The organism is Psychroserpens burtonensis DSM 12212, from assembly GCF_000425305.1.
In the GTDB taxonomy this organism is placed as follows: domain Bacteria; phylum Bacteroidota; class Bacteroidia; order Flavobacteriales; family Flavobacteriaceae; genus Psychroserpens; species Psychroserpens burtonensis.
This window is the reverse complement of sequence record NZ_AUDE01000010.1, coordinates 91,002-113,126: the sequence shown is the minus strand read 5'-3', so window position 1 is coordinate 113,126 and position 22,125 is coordinate 91,002. Positions and strand designations below refer to the sequence as shown.

Genomic DNA, 22,125 nt, shown 5'->3' with positions numbered 1-22,125 from the left:
AAAATAAAACCAACCTATTATTTTTTACGTATTTAATTTGATAGCAAATTAACTTTATATATGCAAACCCCAAAATTACCCTTAAATGAGATACAGCGTTTAAATGCTGTTAAATCTTATAATATTTTAGACACACTTCCAGAAAGTGATTATGATAATATCACCAGATTAGTAGCTACCATTTGTGATGTCCCTATTTCATTAATTACAATACTTGATGGAGACCGTAATTTCTTCAAATCTCATTATGGATTTCCATTTAACGAATATCCAAGAAAAATTTCTTTTTGTGGTCATACTATTTTAGAAGACGATATTTTAATCATACCAGATGCTCGTTTAGACGAGCGGTTTAAAGATAACCCATTAGTTTTAGATCAAGAAGCTATATTTTACGCAGGTGTTCCTCTGGTCAACCCAGAAGGCCTTTCTCTTGGAAGTATTTGTGTTTTTGACCATAAACCAAGAGAGATTAATGAACATCAAATTGATGCTTTAAAAACACTCAGCAAACAGGTTGTTAACATCTTTGAACTTCGAAAAAAAAATGAAATACTCAAAAAAGCAAAACAAGAATTAGAAAAGCGTAATAAACAACTAAAGTCATTTGCCAGTCATGTGTCTCATGATTTAAAATCACCTCTATCAAATATTATCTCGCTAACCGATTTATTACGTAATGAGAATAAACACAAATTATCTGGAGATTCCATTCAATATTTAGATTATATAGGAGAATCAACTACCGTATTAAAAGATTATATCGATGGTATTTTATTACATTATAAAGCCGACGAACTATTAAAATCTAAGCTAGAAAATTTGAGTTTAGATAATCTTTGCGAAGATATCAGACAAATACTTACTTCTAAAACAGACGAATTAAGTTCACCACAAGGTCTCATTATTACTAATGTTAATAAAGCAGCCTTATCACAAATCTTAATAAACTTAATTGATAATGCCCTAAAATACAATGATAAATCAAAACGATTAGTAGAAATCACATATGAGGCAGATATCTTTAATCATATATTCAATGTGACAGATAATGGCATTGGAATCCCAAAAAATAAACAAGCTTATATCTTTGAGATCTTTAAAACCGTTAAAAATGACTTCGGAAAATCCAGCACAGGAATTGGATTAAGTACAGTAAAAGATTTAGTCGAGAAGTTGGGTGGAGAAATATCGGTCACGTCTAAAGAAAATATTGGAAGCACCTTTACGTTTACATTACTTAAACAAAGCGAATAAAAAAAAACATTTAAAACTTACGAAGATTGATAAAAAAAAGCTGATACACATTATAATGTGTATCAGCTTTTTTTAGACTACTTTAAAACTTGATTATCCTTTTAACCAAGCTTTTCTCGTTTCTATTTGTTTAGCAGTAGCATTTTCTGATTCTACTAGTTTTTTAGCCATCGTAAAAGATTGTGTCAAGGCCGTTTTTATAATGATTTCTTTCCCATCTCGGTCAAGTACTACATTAATCTCTTGTCCTGGTTGCCATTGGTACATACCACCAATCATAGCTTGAGCATTTTGCATAGTGAGTGCATTTCCATTTATAGTTTTAATAACATCACCTGGTAACACTCCTTGATCTGCCCAAAAACTATTGTTTTTCACACCGTCAGAAAAGAAAATTACCATTTTTTCACGATCTCCATCAAATATAAATCCTTTTCCATCTTGAATATAATTCGTCTCAACTCGTGCTTCTTTATAACTTAAACCTACTTTTTCATAGAATTTCTCATAATTGATCGGAGTTGTTCCAACCACATGTGTATTTAAAAATTCACCTACAGATGGATATGTCATTGCAGTAATCTCATCAATAAGATTATCATCAACAAACGGTTTTTCTTTTCCGTATTTAGCAGACAACTCCTTCATAAGAGATAACATACTTCTGTTACCATTACTCTCTTCACGCATTAAAATATCAATACACATCCCAATTAAAGCCCCTTTTTGATATACATTACCATAATTAGCTGCATAAGGTTGATCAATAACATTCTCACTCATTGTCGTAAAACTCATAGTGTCATCCATACTCATAGAAATACCAATCTTTTGATTCATAGTACTATAAAATGTTTCAGGATCAACTAAACCTTCATACACTTGAAAGTGTTGTGCAAAATACTCTGTCACACCTTCGTACATCCATAAATGTTTTGAAAATGTTGGCTCGTAATAATCAAAGTAGTGCACATCCTCAGAATGTACAGACAATGGTGTTACAATATGAAAAAATTCATGAGCAACAACATCAACCATAGATGCTGCTAATTGTTCTTTGGTAGATTGTTCCATAAGTACTACAACTGTAGATGTATGATGTTCTAAAGCACCAAATCCTTTAGGAGAACCTTCACTTCCATCTGATAAATACAAATAAATATCATAACGAGGCGTCGCATTAACATCTCCTAAATACGATTTTTGAGCTTCCATCATTTTATAAACAGTCTCTTTCATGCTGGCAGCTGTATGCACATTATTTGGAGAATACACACTTAATACAATGTTGATATCTCCCACCATAAATTCTTCAACATCTAACTTACCATACATCATTGGGTTATCTGTAATATCAAAATAACGTGGTGCAAAATAAGAGGATGTAATTTGAGTACCATCACTACTAGATTTTGTGTTGGTGTTTTGTAAAGCAGATGTGCGCACAAAACTTGCTGGTGCCGTAACATCTAAAGTATATTGTGCGTTTTTTAAAGAATCAAAATATCCAATAAAACCATGCAAGTTCAGCACGTAATTATCTGGCTCTATGTTTGTTCCTGATGGTGAAAATGGTATTTCTCCCCCAATGCCACCCACAGATTCTTGGTCAAAAGTATCATTAACCAAATACTCAATTTTATCAAGATTTGTGGCATTAGCAATCGTCCAAGTATTATCATCTACTCGCGTCGTCTGCATGTCATTCCCTTCGTAATTAATAGCTTTGAAGGCATCTATATATTTTCCGAAATCACTTATTGAGTAGGTGCCTTGTACTACTTTTGGTAGTCTATAAGTCACTGTTTCTGTGATAAATCGCCCGGGATTTATAATTACAGGTGCTCTATCTTCTACTACAGAAGATAAATTAATTGAAGTTGAAATTGGATTAGCAGTTGCTAAATCATTAACCGTAGATTTTGAACCTCCACAAGATAAAAGCAAAGCGCCAAAAGTAAAAGTTGATAAGATATGTTTCATGTATAGTAATTAGTTTTATTTTTGACGCACAAAACTACAATCTGTTACCACTAATATAGCTAAGGTTTTGTTAAAATCGTATTTTTGTAATATGCAAAAACCTTTAATTAGCATCCTTACACCTTTTAAAAATACGGCACTGTATTTAACAGATTGCATAGACTCTTTAATTAATCAAAGCTATACTAATTGGGAATTACTCATCGTAGACGATCATTCAACAGACCATAGTTATGATGTTGTTCTCGCTTTCGCGGAAATAGATAAACGCATAAAATTGCTAAACAATTCAGGTCAAGGTATTATTGAAGCCTTACGTTTAGCGTATTCTAAAAGTAATGGTGCATACATCACAAGAATGGATAGTGATGATATTATGCACCCAGATAAGTTAGGTATCATGCTTCACGATTTACAAACTCACGGTAAACAGCATGTTTCATTAGGTCTTGTGAGTTATTTTTGTGATGGTGGTATTGGTGACGGTTATGCTAGATATGAATCCTGGTTAAACGGATTGACACAAAAAGGCAAAAACTATTCTGAAATTTATAAAGAGTGCGTCATTCCTTCGCCTTGTTGGATGATGCATCGTGATGATTTTAATCTATGTGGCGCTTTTTCACCAAATCGTTATCCTGAAGATTATGATTTAGCCTTTCGGTTTTACAAAAATAAAATGAGCTGTATTCCAAGTTCGTCTGTTTTGCATCACTGGAGAGATTATAACACCAGAGCCTCACGTACAGACGAGCATTATGCCGAAAATCATTTTCTAGAACTTAAAGTCGATTATTTTTTAGAGCTTAATTATGATGCTTCAAGACCTTTAACAATTTGGGGAGCAGGCCAAAAAGGAAAAAAAGTAGCTCAGCTTCTACAGAAAAAACAAATACCATTTATCTGGATTTGCAATAACCCCAAAAAAATAGGCAAACATATTTATGATGAGTTACTCTATAATTTCGAACATTTAAAGGTCTTGAAAAACCCTCAAAGTGTTGTAAACGTTGCAAATACAGAAGCTCAACTAGAAATTAAAGCATATTTTAACACACAGAAGATGTTGAGTATGGTTGATTATTTTTTCTTTTGTTGAAAATAATTTCCGTTAAAAAAAGTATGTGTTAAATTTCTCAAAAGCAAAACCCACAAATCCCGCATCATTTTCTATATTTGAACTTTATCAACAACAATCCCAAAAATAGGAATGCAGTTTAAACATCCAGAACTTCTTTACGCTTTACTCCTGCTCATCATCCCCATTATTGTTCACTTATTTCAGCTTAGAAAATTTAAGAGTGTTCCCTTTACTAATGTTAAATTTTTAAAAGAACTCACACTACAAACTCGCAAAAGCTCACAAATCAAAAAATGGCTCATCTTAATAACAAGAATGCTCTTGTTAGCAGGTGTCATTATCGCTTTTGCACAACCTTACATTTCTACCACTGATCGTTTTAATACAAAAAGCGAAACAGTAATCTACCTTGACAACTCGTTTAGTATGCAATCACCAAGTATTAATGGGAGTTTACTTAATACTGCTATTCAAAATATAATTGAAAATATTGATGAAAATGAACAAATTTCACTTTTTACCAATGATGCTAATTTTACTAAAACGAGTATTAAAGCTATTAAGAATGATCTCATCCAATTAAAACACTCTCCCAACCAATTGGCTTATGATGCAGCTATCTTGAAAGGAAAAAACCTGTTTTCTAGTGATAATAGCTCAATTAAAAATTTAGTACTCATATCAGATTTTCAACAAAAAAACGAGAGTGTTACACCTACAAAGGATAGTTTGATTGCTATTAAACTAGTCCAGCTCCAACCGTCAAACCAAAACAATATTACTATCGACAGCGTTTACATTTCTAAAACAACTGTTGAAAATTTAGAACTTACCGTTATTATCAAGAATCAAGGTAATGCCATCGAGACTTTACCTGTGTCTTTATTTAACGATGATAAACTCATTGCCAAAACTGCAGTTGATATTACAAACGAAGCGACAACACGTTTTACAATACCTACTAATTCTATATTTAATGGAAAACTCGTAATTGACGATAGTAATCTTCAATATGATAATACCTTATATTTTAATATTGACCAACGAGAAAAAATAAATGTATTAGCTATAAATGAAGCTGAAGATACATTTCTACAAAAAATTTATACAAGTGATGAATTTCAATATACCGCTTCAAACTTTAACGCACTAAATTATAACACCTTAGATCAACAAAATTTAATCATCTTAAATGAGCTGAAGGATATCCCAAATTCTCTTGGAACTACGTTAAAGGCCTTTACAGATAATGGTGGTAAACTTTTAGTGATTCCATCAGGTGATATAAGGATAGCTAATTATAATCAGCTTTTTAATGGGTATGGGTTATCGAGTTTTGATAGATTAAATTCCGTAGAAAAGAAAATTACAAGCATTAATTATTCGCATCCTTTATTAACTAATGTTTTTGATAAACGTGTTTCTAACTTCCAATATCCTAAAGTAAATGAATTTTATTCAAATGTTACCAACTCAGTCTCATCCATTTTAAGTTTTGAAGATGGCACATCCTTTCTTGCTCAAAGCGGCAATGCTTATTGTTTTTCGGCAGCAATAGAGAGTGAAAATTCAAATTTCAAGAACTCTCCTTTAATAGTCCCTATACTGTATAACATTGGAAAACAGAGTTTAAAAACAGGTGATTTATTCTATACCATTGGAGAAGAAAATACGATTGATATTGCCACACAGTTGCAACAAGATGACATTCTAACTTTAGTTAATGGAGAGAACTCTGTGATACCACTACAGCAAACTTATGATAATAAGGTAGAGCTGATTACTAACACATATCCTGATATTGCTGGTATCGTTTCTGTCAAAAATAAAGATGCTTTTCTTAAAAACTTAAGTTTTAATTTTGATCGCAAAGAGAGTAATCTGAACTATTTCGATATCCAAACTATTAATAATATGAGTTTGAATACTACAGTAGCATCTGCGATAAGTGATATTAAAAGTGCTACGAATGTTAACGAACTATGGAAATGGTTTGCTATTTTTGCAGTGATTTTCTTAATTATTGAAATGCTCATCTTAAAATTTCTAAAATGAACGTACTTGTAAAATCTGCGACTATAGTTGATCCTAAAAGCGATTTTCACAATCAAACTGTTGATATTCTGATTAAAAAGGGCTTGATTTCTGAAATTTCGAAAGGCATTCAAAACCCTAAAAATTACAAAGAAATCAAATTAGATGGTCTACACGTGTCACAAGGATGGTTTGATAGTTCTGTAAGTTTTGGAGAACCTGGTTTAGAAGAACGCGAAACAATAGAAAACGGACTCAAAACTGCGGCATACTCTGGATTTACTTCTGTTGCTGTGAATTCAAATACAAATCCTGTAATTGATAGTTATGCAGATATTTCATTTTTAAAATCTAAATCGGCTAATCACGCAGTCAATTTATTACCAATTGGTGCTTTAACGAAACATAGTGCAGGGATCGATTTAGCAGAAATGTATGATATGACCTCTGCAGGAGCTGTAGCCTTTTATGACTATCAAAAGCCTATTGAAAATCCAAATTTAATGAAGGTTGCATTACAATATGCCAGCAATTTTGGTGGTTTAGTGTGCTCATTTCCGCAGGAATCAAAAATCACAGGATTAGGCGTCATGAATGAAAATGTAACGAGTACATCTTTGGGCTTAAAAGGAAACCCTGCTTTAGCCGAAGAATTACAAATCGCTAGAGACTTATTTATTTTAGAATATACAGAAGGTAAACTTCACATACCAACCATATCTACGGCAAAATCGGTTGAACTGATTAGAGCTGCAAAACTCAAAAAATTGGATGTGACATGTAGCGTCGCCATTCATAATTTGATGTTTACTGACGACAACTTGACATCGTTTGAAACCAACTTTAAAGTATTGCCTCCTTTGAGAACTCAAAATGATGTCGATGCGCTAATCGACGCTCTTAAAGATGGTACAATCGATATGGTAACAAGTGATCATAACCCACTAGATATTGAACATAAAAAGATAGAATTTGATTATGCGACATATGGAACTATTGGTTTAGAAAGCGCCTTTGGAGCCTTAAATTCTATATTTACAGTAAAAAAGGCTATTGAATTACTCACAAAAGGAAAAGAACGTTTTAAAGTTAAAAACGCACCTATTTCTGTTGGAAACGAGGCTAACTTGGCATTATTTAATCCTAATGAAACATATCGTTTTTCTTCGGAAAACATCATATCCACATCAAAAAACTCTATGTTTTTAGATCAAGAACTTAAAGGCATCGTGCACGGAATTATCTCTAATAATCAATTGATTTTAAAATAAGTTACATGCAACATAAATTAGAAAAAGACAATGATAGTTTAGCTATTGTTGCCTATATCACTATTATCGGAACGCTCATTGCATTTTATATGAATCGTGACCAGAAAAACCCATTAGTATCTTTTCATATTCGCCAAGCCTTAGGTTTGTGGTTACTTCAAATGTTATTGGGCTATTTTATAGGTGCTTTTGATAGTTGGATGATTTCCACATCATTTTGGATTTTCTTTATTGTTCTTTTTATCTACGGAATACTTGGAGCTGTTGGAAAAAAAATGAGTGAAGTTCCAATTTTAGGACCATTCTTTCAAAAACTATTTTCATCTATCGGAAACTAATTTATGAGTTTAGAATTACACCACATTACCAGACCGTCATCTCTAAAAGAAAAGGCACCATTACTCATTATGTGTCATGGTTATGGAAGCGATGAGAACGATTTATTTTCGTTCGCTCAAGAACTACCAGAAGAATTATTTATTATTTCTGTGAGAGCGCCTTACCAAATACAGCCTTATGGAAATGCTTGGTATGCTATAAATTTTGATGCACAACAAAACAAATGGAATGATGTTGAACAAGCTGTGGAATCAAGAGATAAAATTGCACAATTCATTGATGAGGCCTGTGCACAGTATCCAGTAAACAAGAATAATGTGACCCTTTTAGGATTTAGTCAAGGTACCATTTTAAGTTATGCTGTGGCACTCACCTATCCAAAAAAAATTAAGAATATCATCGCTTTAAGCGGCTACATTAGTGAAGATATGCTAGAAGACAATTTAGAAAACAATGACTATTCCCATTTAGACTTTTACTGTTCCCACGGAAGTGCAGATCAAGTAATTCCTGCAGATTGGGCAAGAAAAGCACCTGAATTCCTAGATAAGCTTCATATAAAAAATACGTATTCAGAATTCCCTGTTGGTCACGGTGTTGCACCACAAAACTTTTATGAACTTAAAAGTTGGTTGGAAACAAGAATATAATAGTATGAAACTTAAACTTTTTATTGTAACCCTCTTCTTGGTAATGTTATCATGTAAAGACGATAGTGATGTCTATAAAAAAACTTCTGGTGCTTATGCATCTAAAACGGGGGAATTCTATGCAAAATTCCCTACCAAGCCAAATTTAAGTATTCAAGACAATAAAATTGGAGCAGATGAATTTGAAGTTTTTGCTTATAGATCAACCTTAGGTCCCAATAAAATATTTTCAATAGAATATTTCGATTATCCTGGAGAAATGGTCAAAGCAATGCCAAACGAACAATTTTTAGATCAAGCAGTCACTAATTATTCTTATGCGATGGCTAGTAATTTTGAATTAGATTTTAAAGAACCTGTAAATAATGGTGACCTAAAAGGTGTTTATTTTGTACTTCAACTAAAAGAAAATCCAGCAATTAAGGGAATCGAAGGAATGATTTTAGGTGAAATTTTTAAAATAGGCAATCGTGTCTATACAATTACATACCATGGTATTCCAGATAAAAGAGTAGATACTTTTATTGAGTCTTTTAAAATCATGAAATAATTGAACTACCTCCTCACAGGCGAAAAAACAAAACGTTTAGAATTTAGATTGGTCACTAAAGAGGACTATGACGTATGGTTTCCTCTATTTAAAGAAAATACTGTTGCTAAATTTCTAGGCATGCCTGATGGCATGTCACAAACTGAACAATGTGATTATTGGTTCAAAAAAGCATTTCATAGATATGAGAATAATCTTGGAGGCATGAACGCCCTTATAGATAAACAAACTGGTGATTTCATTGGACAAGCAGGATTACTTGTCCAAACTGTAGAAGATGAAGAACGCTTAGAGGTTGGTTACTCTATCCTACCAAAATTCTGAAAAAAAGGCTATGCTCAAGAAGCTGCTATAAAATGTAGGGATTTTAATTTTGAACATGAATTCTCAAATAATCTCATCTCAATGATGCACGTAGACAATATTGGTTCTGAAATTGTTGCCATTAAAAACGGTATGACTTTAGAAAAGCAAGTCGATGAATTCAAGGTGTTTAGTATTACCAGAAATCAATGGTTAAAAAAAACAGTAGTAATTTAATATAATTAAATCCAGTTTTTATTACGGCTGATACAAAATAGACGCAATCACCTTAAACTTTAAATTCTTTTTATCCTCAATATCGTAACCTAGAAGCATTTCTCCCCAATATGTTCCATCTGTGAAACTTGCGGCAATCCATTTGTGATTAATCATCCTTATTTGATCAATAAGCATTTTGTTTTCTGTCATTGAAGCATAAGGCACAAGAGGATGGTTTTCTGCATCATAAATATTGAGACTCATAAGTTCATCTTTTATAAAAGGCACAAATTCTGAGATACGGTATCCATCATTTTCCCAATACGTCATCGCATCATCATTGGTATCAAACTTAAACGAATACAAATCTGTCGCTTTATTGTCTTCCATAAAACGAATAGAATCCTCTAGTTGTGAATTCTTCTCCATATATTTTGTAAGTTTCTGATCATAACTCTCAATAATATTTTTTGCGTTTACAAATTGGAAAATCACGAGTAATAACGTGAATATAAATAGGTACATAAAAAGTCTTTGCTTCATGTGTGTAAGTTATTGTTTTTTTTTTGCGGCCGCAAGGTGCTCGCTATTAATAATTTTCTTAAGAGATTATACTTTTAACATGCTCAATTCATGTGTTATAATTCTATTTTTAAGTTATCATAGGCTAAATAAACGTTCTCTGGCAATGTTTGTTGCACAACATCGTGAAAACCTAAATAGTGACTAATATGAGTTAAATAAGCAGTCTCTGGCTTTACTTTATCAATAAAATCAAGCGCTTCTTTTAAATTGAAATGTGACATATGCTCTTTTTCTCGCAATGCGTTTACAACGAGAACCTTTACACCTTTGAGTTTTTCAACTTCTTCGTCTGCTACAGTTTTCATATCTGTGAGATATGCGAAATCTCCGAAACGAAACCCGAAAACCTGAAGTTTATAATGGTAGCCGTTAATTGGCATGACTTGCAAATTTCCGAGGGAAAAAGATTCGTTTTTTATTTCATGCTGAATCACGCTTGGCACACCAGGATATTTATCTTTTGTAGTAAAAATATAGTCAAAACGCTTGGCCAACTCACCTAGAACGCGCTTATGCGCATAAAACGGAATATCTCCTTGGCGAAAATAAAACGGACGAATATCATCCAATCCCGCAGTATGATCTGCATGTTCGTGAGTAAAAACGATACCATCAATCCTACTACAATTGGCTGTGAGCATCTGTTGTCTAAAATCTGGACCGCAATCAATTATATAGGTGAAATCATCCCACTCTATCAAAACAGACACACGCAATCGTTTATCTTTTAGATTAGTACTCATACAAACAGGGTGATCACTACCAATAACTGGGATTCCCTGTGATGTCCCTGTACCCAAAAATGTTACTTTCAATATCAATTTTATTTATAACAAAAATAAAACTAATTTTTTTAGTTTGACCTTCTATTTTAATACCTTTGTAAGGTTGACAAAACCCAGGGTAAAAAATGGAAATAACCTTAAAAGGAGATAAAGATTTTGATGAGATTCCGTCGTTGAGGACGAAATGTTTGCGCATCAATTTAAATGAAAACATTTACGGAACCTTCGCAGAAATTGGCGCAGGGCAAGAAACTGTTCGTCAGTTTTTTAGGGCTGGAGGTGGATCTGGTACTATTGCAAAAGCAATGTCTGCTTATGATAAAGCCTTTAGTGATGCTATTTATGGTATTGAAGATGACAAGCGTTATGTAACAGAAGCTCGACTTCGAAAAATGTTAGACCATGAGGTTAATTTAGTTGAAGAGCGTATTTTAAGAGAAGCGCATCCACACAAAATGTTTTTTGCCTATGCAAATACAGTTGCCACTATTGACTTTGCAAAGAAATATAAAGGACATGGTTGGGTAGGAATCAAATATCAAGTAGATCCAGATCAAGGGTATAACGAAATTGTTTTGCATCTTAGATTTAAAGAAACAGATGCTAGATTACAACAAGAAACTTTAGGTGTTTTAGGTACTAACTTAATTTATGGCGCATTTTATAAATATAATGAGCCTAAAAAACTATTACGCTATTTATATGATCACTTAGATAAAGATCAAATAGAAATTGATACCATCAATTTTACTGGACCTGTTTTTGAAGACATTGATAATCGTTTAATGAGTTTACAGCTGGTTAAAAACGGTATGACAGACGCTGTCATGTTTGCTCCAGACGGTAATAACGTTTTACCCGCAAGAGTGCTTTACAAAAAGAATCTATTGGCGTTACGTGGTAGTTTTAGACCAGTAACCAAGGTTAATATGGACATGTATAAGAAATCTTATGAAATGTTCATCAAAGAAAATAAAGTAGATATTGATAATACTCAAGTGATTTTTGAAATCACATTATCTAATCTTCGTGCAGAAGGAGAAATTGACGAGCAAGACTTTATGGATCGTGCAAAATTGTTATGTTCTTTAGGACAAACAGTGTTGATTTCAAACTTTCAAGAGTATTATAAACTTGTTGAATACTTCTCTCAATATACTAGAGCTCGTATGGGACTAGCAATGGGAGTTAATAATTTGGTTGATATCTTTGATGAGAAATATTATCGTCATTTAAGTGGTGGTATTTTAGAAGCCTTTGGGAAATTATTTTACAAAGATTTAAGAGTCTACTTATATCCAATGAAAAATGAAGATGGCTCTTTAACAGATAGCGAAAATTTAAAAGTACATCCACGAATGAAAGAACTTTACAAGTTCTTTAAGTATAATGGTAAGGTTGTGGATATTACAGATTATGATGAATCTACATTGTCTATATTCTCAAGAACTGTATTAAAGATGATTGCAAAAGGTGATGACGGATGGGAAAACATGTTACCAGAAGGTGTATCGAATCTCATTAAAGAAAAAAGCCTTTTTGGTTGTGAAACAGAACAAGTTTATTTAGGAAAGTAATCTAAAATTTTGATAAAAAAAAACCACATGATTTTCATGTGGTTTTTTACGTTTATATAATTTTGTATTTATTTCAATACTGAAATATTAAAACTAGATAATTGTCCCGATTTAAGACCAAAAGGTCTAGTCTGTCAAAATCTGTGCAGTATGCTCTTTTGTTTTCACTTTAGAAATAACATCTTCAATAACACCTTTTTCGTCAATTACAAAAGTAGTTCTATGGATGCCATCGTATTCTTTTCCCATAAATTTCTTTGGCCCCCAAACCCCAAAATCTTCAATAACAGACTTATCTTCATCTGCTAACAATGGATAATGAAATCCGTATTTAGTTTTAAAATTAAATTGACGCTTCGCACTATCTGCACTAACTCCTAGAATCTCATAACCTTGAGCCTGAAAGCGTTCATAATTATCATTTAAATTACATGCTTCTGCTGTACAACCTGGAGTACTTGCCTTTGGGTAAAAGAAAACAACCAACTTTTTCCCTTTGTAATCTCCTAAAGAAATTGTGTTTCCTTGTTCATCTTGTGCTGAAAAATTTGGAGCCTGATCTCCTGCTTTTAATTGTGTCATAATTGTTAACTTTGATTTTAGTAAAAATACGACTTATGACCAAGCAAGAAAAGGTAGAATTTGTTATTAATACGTTAAAAGAACTGTATCCGACAATTCCTGTACCATTAGATCATAAAGATCCATATACGTTATTAATTGCGGTGTTGCTATCTGCACAAAGCACAGATGTTCGCGTTAATAAAATCACACCTCTTTTATTTGCAAAAGCAGATAATCCTTATGATATGATTAAATTATCTGTTGAAGAGATTCGAGAAATTATAAAACCCGTAGGATTATCTCCAATGAAAAGTAAAGGTATTTATGGCTTGTCACATATTTTAATTGATAAGCATGATGGTAAAGTTCCGAAGACTTATGAAGATTTAGAAGAGTTGCCCGCTGTTGGCCATAAAACTGCTGCAGTTGTTTTAGCACAATCCTTTGGAATTCCTACTTTTCCTGTAGATACTCATATTCATAGATTAATGTATCGTTGGAACCTTACTAATGGGAAAAACGTAGTGCAAACAGAAAGGGACGCAAAACGACTATTTCCAGAAGATGTTTGGAATGATCTTCATCTCCAAATTATTTGGTATGGACGAGAATACTCGCCTGCTAGAGCTTGGGATTTAGACAAAGATGTGATTACAAAAACGGTTGGTCGCGCTTCGGTTTTGAAGGAATATTATGCTAAAAAGAAAAAATAATTTTAAGTAAAAAGGGCACCCAATTTTAGTATAAATAGAGATTAATGGTTCTATTATGTAAAATTCAGCAATCATAAAGAAATAAAAAAGTCCCGAAGACTAACAGAACGGGACTTTCTTAAATTTAATTTAGAAGTGCTTCAAACTTCAAATTATTGCAATGTATAACACTTAAAGCTTTGCTGTAATTCAAAAGAAAACTTACTGTCTCTTCTTTTGGATTTAGACTGTTTTGTTTTTTAGGACATTCTGAGTAAAGTTTTGCCATTTTACGTTTTTTAGTTTGTTATAATCTTATTAACGCAATAAAACTTCCTTTATTATATCAATTTGTTAAAATGATATTATTTTGATCAATGACCTTCCTTAAATTAATGAGTGCATAACGCATTCTTCCCAATGCAGTATTAATGCTCACACCTGTGCGTTCTGAAATTTCTTTGAAACTCATATCCTTATACATACGCATTACCAAAACCTCCTTTTGGTCTTCTGGCAGTTCTTGAATAAGACGTCTTAAGTCGCATTCTACTTGGTCCTTGATTAATTGTTTTTCAGCATTTAACGTTGGATCACCTAGTACAGAAAAAATATTAAAATCTCCAGAATTATCAAATTTTGGCATTCTATTATTTCTACGGAAATGGTCTATCACCAAATTATGAGATATACGCATCACCCAAGGTAAAAATTTACCTTCTTCGTTATACTTTCCGAGTTTCAAATTCTTAATAACCTTGATAAAAGCATCCTGAAAAATATCTTCAGTGATATCTCTGTCAAAAACCTTTGAATAAATAAAACTGTAAATTCTTTGTTTGTGTCTTTGGATAAGTACAGAAAGAGCGCTTTCGTCTCCATTCATGTAGTTCTTAACTAAAACAGCGTCTGTGATAAGTTCGTGTCTCATAATAATTACTTTAATGGCAAAGAATTTAATCTTAGCTTGGGGTTAATTTTTTAAAGTAATCTTATGGTATAAGCGCTATGTTTTAATTGTTTAGGCTCAAATATAACAATAATCATTTCGCAATTCCAAACAAAAATGGCCAAACTTTAAAATAGTATTGAACAATAATCCATTTTTTAGGCACCTATAAAAGACTTATCTTTGCACTTTCTTATTCGCCAAAACACCTATGAGCACTAATATTCTAGACCTTAATCCAAAAGAAAATATCATCATAAAAGGTGCGAAATTGCACAACCTAAAAAATATTGATGTTGTAATACCAAGAAATAAATTAGTGGTCATCACTGGTTTATCTGGTTCTGGAAAGTCTAGTTTAGCTTTTGACACCTTGTATGCAGAGGGTCAACGTCGTTACGTTGAAAGTTTATCTAGTTATGCACGTCAATTTTTAGGACGCCTCAACAAACCAAAGGTGGATGTTATTAAAGGTATTGCTCCTGCAATTGCAATAGAACAAAAAGTAAATAGTACAAATCCACGTTCTACGGTAGGAACAACAACCGAAATATATGACTACCTGAAATTGTTATTCGCAAGGATTGGAAAAACCTACTCACCGATTTCTGGTGATTTAGTCAAAAAACACCGTACAAAAGATGTTCTAGATTTAGTGAAATCATTTGATGAGCGTGAAAAATTATTACTACTCTCTCCTATTATTTTAGAAGAAGGACGTAAGATGCAAGATAAACTCAATGTTCTAAAACAACAAGGATATGCCAGAGTTCAATATAAAGAAGAGGTATTACGAATTGATGATGCCGTAGAAAAAGACTTGAAAGAAAACATTTTTCTCGTTGTTGATCGTATTGTAGTAAAACACGAAGAAGATTTTTATAACAGATTAGCAGATGCTATTGAAACGGCGTTCTTTGAAGGCAACGGAAAATCTATCATAGAATCGCTTTCTAATAATAAACGTACAGAATTCAATAATAAATTTGAACTGGATGGAATGATCTTTCTTGAACCAAATCCGCATTTGTTTAGTTTTAATAACCCTTATGGCGCTTGTCCAAAATGTGAAGGCTATGGCGATGTAATTGGAATAGATGATGACTTGGTGATTCCAAATACAGGATTATCTGTTTATGAAAATGCCATTTTTCCTTGGAGAGGAGATAGTATGGGCTGGTATCGCGATCAATTGGTAAACAATTCTCATAAATTTGATTTCCCAATCCATAAACCAATTTTCGAATTGTCTAAAGAACAAAAACAACTCCTTTGGGAAGGTAACCAATACTTTGAAGGTCTTCATTCGTTTTTTGCAGAATTAGAATCAAAAGCCTATAAAATTCAAAATCGTGTCATGTTATCTCGCTATCGCGGAAAAACAAAATGTACCGTTTGTAAAGGCAAGCGTTTACGTGATGAAGCCAACTATGTTAAGATTGCTAATGTTACTATTACCGATTTAGTAGAAATGCCTTTAGATGAACTCGCCCTATTTTTCAAACAATTAGAGCTTGATGATCACGATAAAACGATTGCCAAACGTTTATTAACAGAAATCGGTAACAGGCTTGCCTTTTTGAGTAATGTTGGTTTAGATTATTTGACACTCAACAGAAAATCAAATACGCTTTCTGGTGGTGAAAGCCAACGTATTAATCTCGCAACATCCCTTGGAAGCAGCTTAGTTGGCTCAATGTATATTCTAGATGAGCCTAGTATTGGTTTACATCCCAAAGACACAGAGAAATTAATAAAGGTATTGATTGCACTTCGTGATTTAGGAAATACAGTTATCGTAGTAGAACATGACGAGGATATCATGAAAGCTGCAGATGAAATCATTGATATTGGTCCAGAAGCAGGAACTCTTGGTGGAGAGGTAGTTGCCACAGGAACGTTCAAAGACATTTTAAAATCTAACTCGTTAACAGCTCAATATTTAAATGAAACATTGAAAATTGAACTTCCGAAGAAAAGAAGAACAAGCAAATATCAAATTGACGTTATCGGTGCTAGAGAGAATAACCTTCAAAATATAGATGTCACATTTCCTTTAGAAATGTTAACCGTTATCACAGGTGTTTCTGGGAGTGGAAAAAGCACACTTGTAAAGAAAATACTATTTCCCGCAATTCAAAAAAAACTAACTGGTTTTGGAGATAAACCTGGGCAATTCACAGAACTTAAAGGAAATTTCAAAAACATAAAACACATTGAATTCGTAGATCAAAATCCAATTGGTCGCTCATCCCGTTCTAATCCTGTAACATATATTAAGGCCTATGACGATATTAGAGCCTTATTTGCTAAACAAAAATTAAGCGCTATTAGAAACTACCAAGCCAAACATTTTAGTTTTAATGTTGATGGGGGACGATGTGAAACTTGCAAAGGAGATGGCGAAGTGACCATTGAAATGCAATTTATGGCAGATGTGCACTTAACTTGTGAGACCTGTAATGGAAAGCGTTTCAAAAAAGATGTTCTTGAGGTGGCCTTTGAAGGTAAAAATATTGATGATATTCTGACCATGACTATTGATAATGCTATCGCCTTTTTTGATACACATAATGTCACAAAAATCAAGAATAAGCTACAACCACTTCAAGATGTTGGCCTAGGTTATGTCGCTTTAGGACAGAGCTCTTCTACCCTATCTGGTGGTGAAGCTCAACGCATTAAACTGGCTTCTTTCCTCGGTAAAGGTTCTAAAAGTGATAATGCGTTATTTATTTTTGATGAGCCCACAACGGGACTTCACTTTCACGATATTAAAAAATTGCTAAAATCTTTTCAAGCACTAATTGAAAAAGGCCATTCTATAATTGTGATTGAACATAATCTCGATTTAATAAAATGTGCAGATTATATTATTGATTTAGGTCCTGAAGGCGGAATAAGAGGTGGTCAACTTATGGCTCAAGGAACTCCAGAAGCTATTGTTAAAGATAAAAGGTCAATTACTGGTGCCTACTTAAAAGACAAATTATAAGATTTTCGATTTTTTTAATCATTTATCTCCTCAAAAACTATAAATAAAAGCTCCTCTACTCCATTTAAAAAGATAGGGTTTTCAAAGATATACAATAGTCACACTCCTTCTAGTAAATCATAAATGATAATAAGCCAATAATAATTATTGCTATTGGTATTACAACAAGCATAAACGTAAATGTAGCAACACTACTTTTTAAAAAACTTAAAAACCAGCCTTGATCATAAAAGTGTTTTAGCGCAATAAATAAATACACAAAAGTTGAAAATGCAATTAGCAAATCTATCCAATCTGGTATATCCCAAAAACTATTAACTCCAAATATGATACTAAACACGGTGAATAAGAATGAAAAATAATAAAAACTAAACACCAAATGATGAGCATAACGCCCTTTATTATAATACAGAACTTTAAGAATAAATGCAAAAATTGGGAGTAAAAAGAAAAGTGCAATAGGTACAGTGTCATAAAATGCTTTTAAAATATTCCCGCCATCTCTCGCTTTATAGAATTTAAGAATTTGAGTATACAGTTTTTTCATAAACCAACCATCATCATCGGTCTTTCCCATAGCCATATAAAGCTCTTCATCTGTGGCACCCGCTTCAATTAAAGAATCAATTTTATTTTCACTAAAACCAAAACGCGTAGTTATATTCTTATCAGAATTTTTAAGAGTCACGAGCGAATCGATTTCTTTTTCATCCATACCTGTAATCCATTTATTATTATCTAAAGCTTTTTTAATTTCAACTCGTGCTATGGAATCTTTTCTTAGCTCTTTAGTGTCATGCATGGAATCACTTATTCGTTGCCCAAAAGAATCTTTTAAAACAACAGCTGACTTTTCATTAAAGGTGTCTCTTAATTCTTTATTAAGGGTCTCTGCTTGATTACGAACTGTAAATGAAAATATAAAAAAGAAAACCACTGTAATAAACAAATACATTTGTGCTGGATGTAAATAGAGCAAACGCTTCCCTTCTAAAAACTTTCTTGCCAGATATCCTGGTCTAAACATTAATGGGATGAAACTTTTGAAAAATCGAGCATCAAATGAAAAATAGTTACTAATCGTATTGTAAAATAATACGCCTATAGTGAGTTCTTCGTTTACTTTTTGTCCGCAATTTGGACAAAAGCCGAACTCTTCTTTAAGATTAGACTGGCAATTTTGACATTGTGTGGATTGGTTTCCCATTAGTGTATGTTGGTTGTTGCTATAAAAGTAGTAAAAAAATAGATGGTTTTCTATTTGAGAGATTTCTGAAGACAAAACATTGGAGTCAGATATCAGTCATTATTAATTGATACAGCTTGTTAAATCGTTCATTAAAAATATCACAACTTACTAACAATCAATTATTTGGGTTATTTGGCACGTATATTGGTTAAATCATAGCAAATAGTATTCGTCTAAGAGTTTCTAAACGAGTTAGAAATAAAGACCACATCTAAAAACCCTTAATTATGAAAAGGCAATTACTTTTTATTGCAGCATTGTTAACAGGATTAACATCTGCACAAGCGTCTACAACAGGACATGTTGTTAGAAATGGGGAAGATTTAAACAATGTACGCTATCGTTTTACAGAACCTATTGTGTTCATAGAACGTGGTGTAGAATTTATGATTTTTCCTGATGGAAGTTTTGATTTCAATACAGAGCTCGAAAACAACATCTCAGAAACGTATTACAGAACATCACGAACTCGAAGAGGTTCAATAAACACAACTTATGGAGCTCCAGGAACTGTGAGCAGAGTTCATTATTCCGCACCAAGACCAAGAGGAGTCATCATTGCACATGATAGTAATGGTAAAGTTCGAAGAATTGGAAATGTATTTATCAACTATAATCGAGAAGGCCAAATTAAACGCGCTGGATCTGTATATATAAGCTACCAACGTAGTAATGGATTACTTCGTCAAGTAGGCGGATTAAAAGTAAACTACAACCGTTGGGGAGAAATCATACACTTAACAGGTATCGTTAACTATAATAATGCAAATCTTAACTGTGGTGTTGGATCAGGATATGGTGGAAACCAAAATAATGGGTCTCATTATAACGAAGGTCTTAATGAAAACTTCGATGATTATTATTATCGCAATAATGGTGAAGTAAAAAAGCAAAAGAAACAAAAAAGCAAAAAAATTAAATATTAATTTTTTTGGTTGGTTATTCATACAATTTTGAACCTATATAAAATCTCGAAGCGTTTCCCCAATCCTTCGGGATTTTTAATTTAAATCTATGTATTACCAAGTTACTTAGTCAATAATCATTCCAGTTTTATCATTAGGTATCATATCAATTATGATATTAAAATGCTCTAATTAAATCGTTTACGACATGATGTTTGTCCGTTAATTTTAAATACCTGCATTCCTCTGGTTTCGTATCTACAGTAGTAGTCAAATAAAATCTGGTTTCCTTCTTATTTTATAATTGGTATAGTTAATTGTATTACAGATCTCTCTATTTCTAAGCCAAGGGTTGGATCATTATGTTCTTTAACTTCTGAATTTGGTGCCAAACGAAGTAGTTCCACTAAAGTTACAGTTGTTATTTCACGAAAAGAATCGATTATATTTATTAATTGAAGTCGCGCGTGTCTAACCAATTTGTCCAGGAATCGTCTACAGATTTAGAAATAGGTAGTGATGGGTCAATAATTAGGAGTAGTACCTCTTAATTGAATGACATTGTAATACTCAAAATATTTTAGCTGAAATGTATTGTATTCTTGACGCATTAGATCTGAATCAAAATAAAAAGGCATTTTAATATGATCCTTTTATAGTATTGATACTTGTAAGGTTTTCGTCTTTACGAAAGAGTCTATTTTGTAATTCAACAAATTAATTATTTTGACTACGAGGTATATAGGTGAATTTACATCTAAATATAAAACACTAAGCTTCATTCACTTAAATGTTGTTATTGTTTTTTGGCACGCTAATTGTTTTATACATACAGTAATCAAAATACCCTTACAATTATGAAAAAATTAATATCCCTTTTTACCCTTTTACTCTTAGTAGGAACAACGGTAAACGCAGCAACCACAAACACGTTAGAAACAAATACATCAAACAACTATGTTAGAGGTTATGGTAATTCTTTCATATTTGTAGAAGGTCGAGTCGAATTTTCGGTTTTTCCTGATGGACAATTTGATTTCTTCATGCAGAATTATGGTCCAGATGTAAATATTGGAATCAATACACCAGGTGCATCTATAAGTTTTAACTCTGGATATGATTATAACCCATACATACAGTATGACGATTTTGGAGCAATTATCCAAATTGAAAATACAGCAGTTTTTTATGATTATTTTGGTCGTGTGACTCAAATTGGTAATATTAATATTAACTATAATTCTTTTGGACGTATCAATAGATTAGGAGGATTATATGTGCACTACAACAGAAATAGAATGTTCTCTCATCATACAGGTTTTATTAACATGTATAATAGAGCTTACGTTTTTAGACCATGGCATACATATTATGTAATACCACAAGTAAATTTCTGTATCGTATATGCAAGACCTTATAGACAATTCTACACGCCTGTTAGACACAAATATTACAGGCCTTATAGAGATAACTACAGACAAGATGTTAGAAGAAATAACAGACGAGGTACCCTGGCTACAACTGGTCGTAGAGGTTCAGCAGTTAATAACCGTTACAGACAAGAGGCCTCTCCAAGACGTGGAGATAGAATAGCTACAACGACACCAAGGCGAACAGGAGATAGAAATTTATCGTCTACTCCAAGAACGGCTAGAGATAATAGAGCGACAACATCAACACCTAGAAATCAAGGAAATGTATCGACACCAAGAAACATTAGAACTCCTGGAAAAAAAGGTAACGGTACGAGTGTAGCACCTAGAACTAGAAATGTGACTAAATCATCTAGAACTGTGTCTAATACTGAAGCGACACCTAGAACGGATAATAAAAATACGAGTATAAGAAAACCAAAAGCAAAAACTACTCGTATATCTAATAACGACAGAAGTCAAAGTCAGTCACAAGTAAAAAAATCAAGTTCAAGAACATCTTCTAAAGGAACAAGTTCGAGAACAAATAGAACAAGATCACGTTCATAACAGTATTAAAATTTTGGTTGGTTAGTAGATTGTCCCATAAGAGTACGCCTCAAAGCACCTTATGGGACTTTCTCATGAATACCAAAAAAAGTAAGTATGTATCTTTTTAGATTAATTATCGTCTGGTCGCTTAGCTTAACAAAATAGAAGCAGAC

The 22,125-nt window shown here is 32.7% G+C and carries 21 protein-coding genes; 14 read left to right on the top strand and 7 right to left on the bottom strand.

Annotated features, from left to right (window positions below):
* Positions 1-60: 60 nt before the first annotated feature.
* Positions 61-1,257, top strand: coding sequence for a sensor histidine kinase (locus tag H593_RS0104185; protein WP_028871284.1), 1,197 nt, complete (start codon positions 61-63; stop codon positions 1,255-1,257).
* A 93-nt stretch (positions 1,258-1,350) separates the two neighbouring features.
* Here the strand turns inward: H593_RS0104185 and H593_RS0104180 are convergent, their stop codons facing one another.
* The gene (locus H593_RS0104180) at positions 1,351-3,240 is read right to left on the bottom strand and encodes a M61 family metallopeptidase (protein WP_028871283.1); all 1,890 of its coding nucleotides are present in this window, start codon (positions 3,238-3,240) and stop codon (positions 1,351-1,353) included.
* A gap of 91 nt (positions 3,241-3,331) precedes the next feature.
* Here H593_RS0104180 and H593_RS0104175 point away from each other — a divergent pair, with 91 nt between their 5' ends.
* The 8 genes from H593_RS0104175 to H593_RS21395 all read left to right on the top strand — a co-directional run bounded on the left by H593_RS0104175 (position 3,332) and on the right by H593_RS21395 (position 9,705).
* Positions 3,332-4,339 carry a glycosyltransferase family 2 protein gene (locus H593_RS0104175; protein ID WP_028871282.1) on the top strand — a complete coding sequence of 336 codons (1,008 nt, stop codon included), beginning with the start codon at positions 3,332-3,334 and terminating at the stop codon, positions 4,337-4,339.
* A gap of 111 nt (positions 4,340-4,450) precedes the next feature.
* Positions 4,451-6,376 (top strand): BatA domain-containing protein, encoded by a 1,926-nt coding sequence (locus H593_RS0104170; RefSeq protein ID WP_028871281.1) that lies wholly within the window; start codon positions 4,451-4,453, stop codon positions 6,374-6,376.
* Positions 6,373-7,626: a dihydroorotase gene (locus H593_RS0104165; RefSeq protein ID WP_028871280.1), complete on the top strand. Its 1,254-nt coding sequence runs from the start codon at positions 6,373-6,375 to the stop codon at positions 7,624-7,626. Before H593_RS0104170 ends, H593_RS0104165 begins: the two co-directional genes overlap by 4 nt.
* Before the next feature lie 5 nt (positions 7,627-7,631).
* On the top strand, positions 7,632-7,964 hold the full coding sequence (locus H593_RS0104160; protein WP_028871279.1) for a membrane protein: 333 nt from the start codon (positions 7,632-7,634) through the stop codon (positions 7,962-7,964).
* A 3-nt stretch (positions 7,965-7,967) separates the two neighbouring features.
* Complete coding sequence (locus tag H593_RS0104155) at positions 7,968-8,615, top strand: alpha/beta hydrolase (RefSeq protein WP_028871278.1); 648 nt, start codon at positions 7,968-7,970, stop codon at positions 8,613-8,615.
* A gap of 4 nt (positions 8,616-8,619) precedes the next feature.
* Positions 8,620-9,165 carry a hypothetical protein gene (locus H593_RS0104150; protein ID WP_211224950.1) on the top strand — a complete coding sequence of 182 codons (546 nt, stop codon included), beginning with the start codon at positions 8,620-8,622 and terminating at the stop codon, positions 9,163-9,165.
* Positions 9,166-9,489, top strand: a complete 324-nt coding sequence (locus tag H593_RS21200; protein ID WP_245585009.1) for a GNAT family N-acetyltransferase — start codon at positions 9,166-9,168, stop codon at positions 9,487-9,489.
* An 81-nt stretch (positions 9,490-9,570) separates the two neighbouring features.
* The gene (locus H593_RS21395) at positions 9,571-9,705 is read left to right on the top strand and encodes a hypothetical protein (protein WP_281168553.1); all 135 of its coding nucleotides are present in this window, start codon (positions 9,571-9,573) and stop codon (positions 9,703-9,705) included.
* A gap of 21 nt (positions 9,706-9,726) precedes the next feature.
* Here the strand turns inward: H593_RS21395 and H593_RS0104140 are convergent, their stop codons facing one another.
* Together H593_RS0104140 and H593_RS0104135 are read right to left on the bottom strand one after the other, a co-directional pair.
* The gene (locus tag H593_RS0104140) at positions 9,727-10,230 is read right to left on the bottom strand and encodes a hypothetical protein (protein WP_028871276.1); all 504 of its coding nucleotides are present in this window, start codon (positions 10,228-10,230) and stop codon (positions 9,727-9,729) included.
* Positions 10,231-10,325: 95 nt separating this feature from the next.
* Complete coding sequence (locus H593_RS0104135) at positions 10,326-11,087, bottom strand: MBL fold metallo-hydrolase (protein ID WP_028871275.1); 762 nt, start codon at positions 11,085-11,087, stop codon at positions 10,326-10,328.
* Positions 11,088-11,182: 95 nt separating this feature from the next.
* Here H593_RS0104135 and H593_RS0104130 point away from each other — a divergent pair, with 95 nt between their 5' ends.
* Positions 11,183-12,634 carry a hypothetical protein gene (locus tag H593_RS0104130; RefSeq protein ID WP_028871274.1) on the top strand — a complete coding sequence of 484 codons (1,452 nt, stop codon included), beginning with the start codon at positions 11,183-11,185 and terminating at the stop codon, positions 12,632-12,634.
* A gap of 126 nt (positions 12,635-12,760) precedes the next feature.
* On the opposite strand, the gene bcp is transcribed toward H593_RS0104130, so the two are convergent.
* Entirely contained in the window at positions 12,761-13,216 is a 456-nt protein-coding gene (bcp, locus tag H593_RS0104125) for a thioredoxin-dependent thiol peroxidase (protein ID WP_028871273.1), read from the bottom strand.
* A 35-nt stretch (positions 13,217-13,251) separates the two neighbouring features.
* Between bcp and H593_RS0104120 the strand changes: the two genes are divergently transcribed.
* Entirely contained in the window at positions 13,252-13,911 is a 660-nt protein-coding gene (locus H593_RS0104120; RefSeq protein ID WP_028871272.1) for an endonuclease III domain-containing protein, read from the top strand.
* Between the two features lie 124 nt (positions 13,912-14,035).
* Here the strand turns inward: H593_RS0104120 and H593_RS20970 are convergent, their stop codons facing one another.
* A complete protein-coding gene (locus H593_RS20970; protein ID WP_169338346.1) occupies positions 14,036-14,179 on the bottom strand; it encodes a hypothetical protein in 144 nt (47 codons plus the stop codon).
* 57 nt (positions 14,180-14,236) lie between these two features.
* Positions 14,237-14,821, bottom strand: coding sequence for an RNA polymerase sigma factor (locus H593_RS0104115; RefSeq protein WP_028871271.1), 585 nt, complete (start codon positions 14,819-14,821; stop codon positions 14,237-14,239).
* Between the two features lie 229 nt (positions 14,822-15,050).
* Between H593_RS0104115 and uvrA the strand changes: the two genes are divergently transcribed.
* Positions 15,051-17,834: an excinuclease ABC subunit UvrA gene (gene uvrA, locus H593_RS0104110; RefSeq protein WP_028871270.1), complete on the top strand. Its 2,784-nt coding sequence runs from the start codon at positions 15,051-15,053 to the stop codon at positions 17,832-17,834.
* A gap of 109 nt (positions 17,835-17,943) precedes the next feature.
* Here the strand turns inward: uvrA and H593_RS0104105 are convergent, their stop codons facing one another.
* Positions 17,944-19,041, bottom strand: a complete 1,098-nt coding sequence (locus tag H593_RS0104105; RefSeq protein ID WP_028871269.1) for a DUF3667 domain-containing protein — start codon at positions 19,039-19,041, stop codon at positions 17,944-17,946.
* Positions 19,042-19,310: 269 nt separating this feature from the next.
* Between H593_RS0104105 and H593_RS0104100 the strand changes: the two genes are divergently transcribed.
* Positions 19,311-20,009: a hypothetical protein gene (locus H593_RS0104100; protein ID WP_028871268.1), complete on the top strand. Its 699-nt coding sequence runs from the start codon at positions 19,311-19,313 to the stop codon at positions 20,007-20,009.
* Between the two features lie 836 nt (positions 20,010-20,845).
* Positions 20,846-21,970, top strand: coding sequence for a hypothetical protein (locus H593_RS0104095; protein ID WP_028871267.1), 1,125 nt, complete (start codon positions 20,846-20,848; stop codon positions 21,968-21,970).
* Positions 21,971-22,125 lie beyond the last annotated feature (155 nt).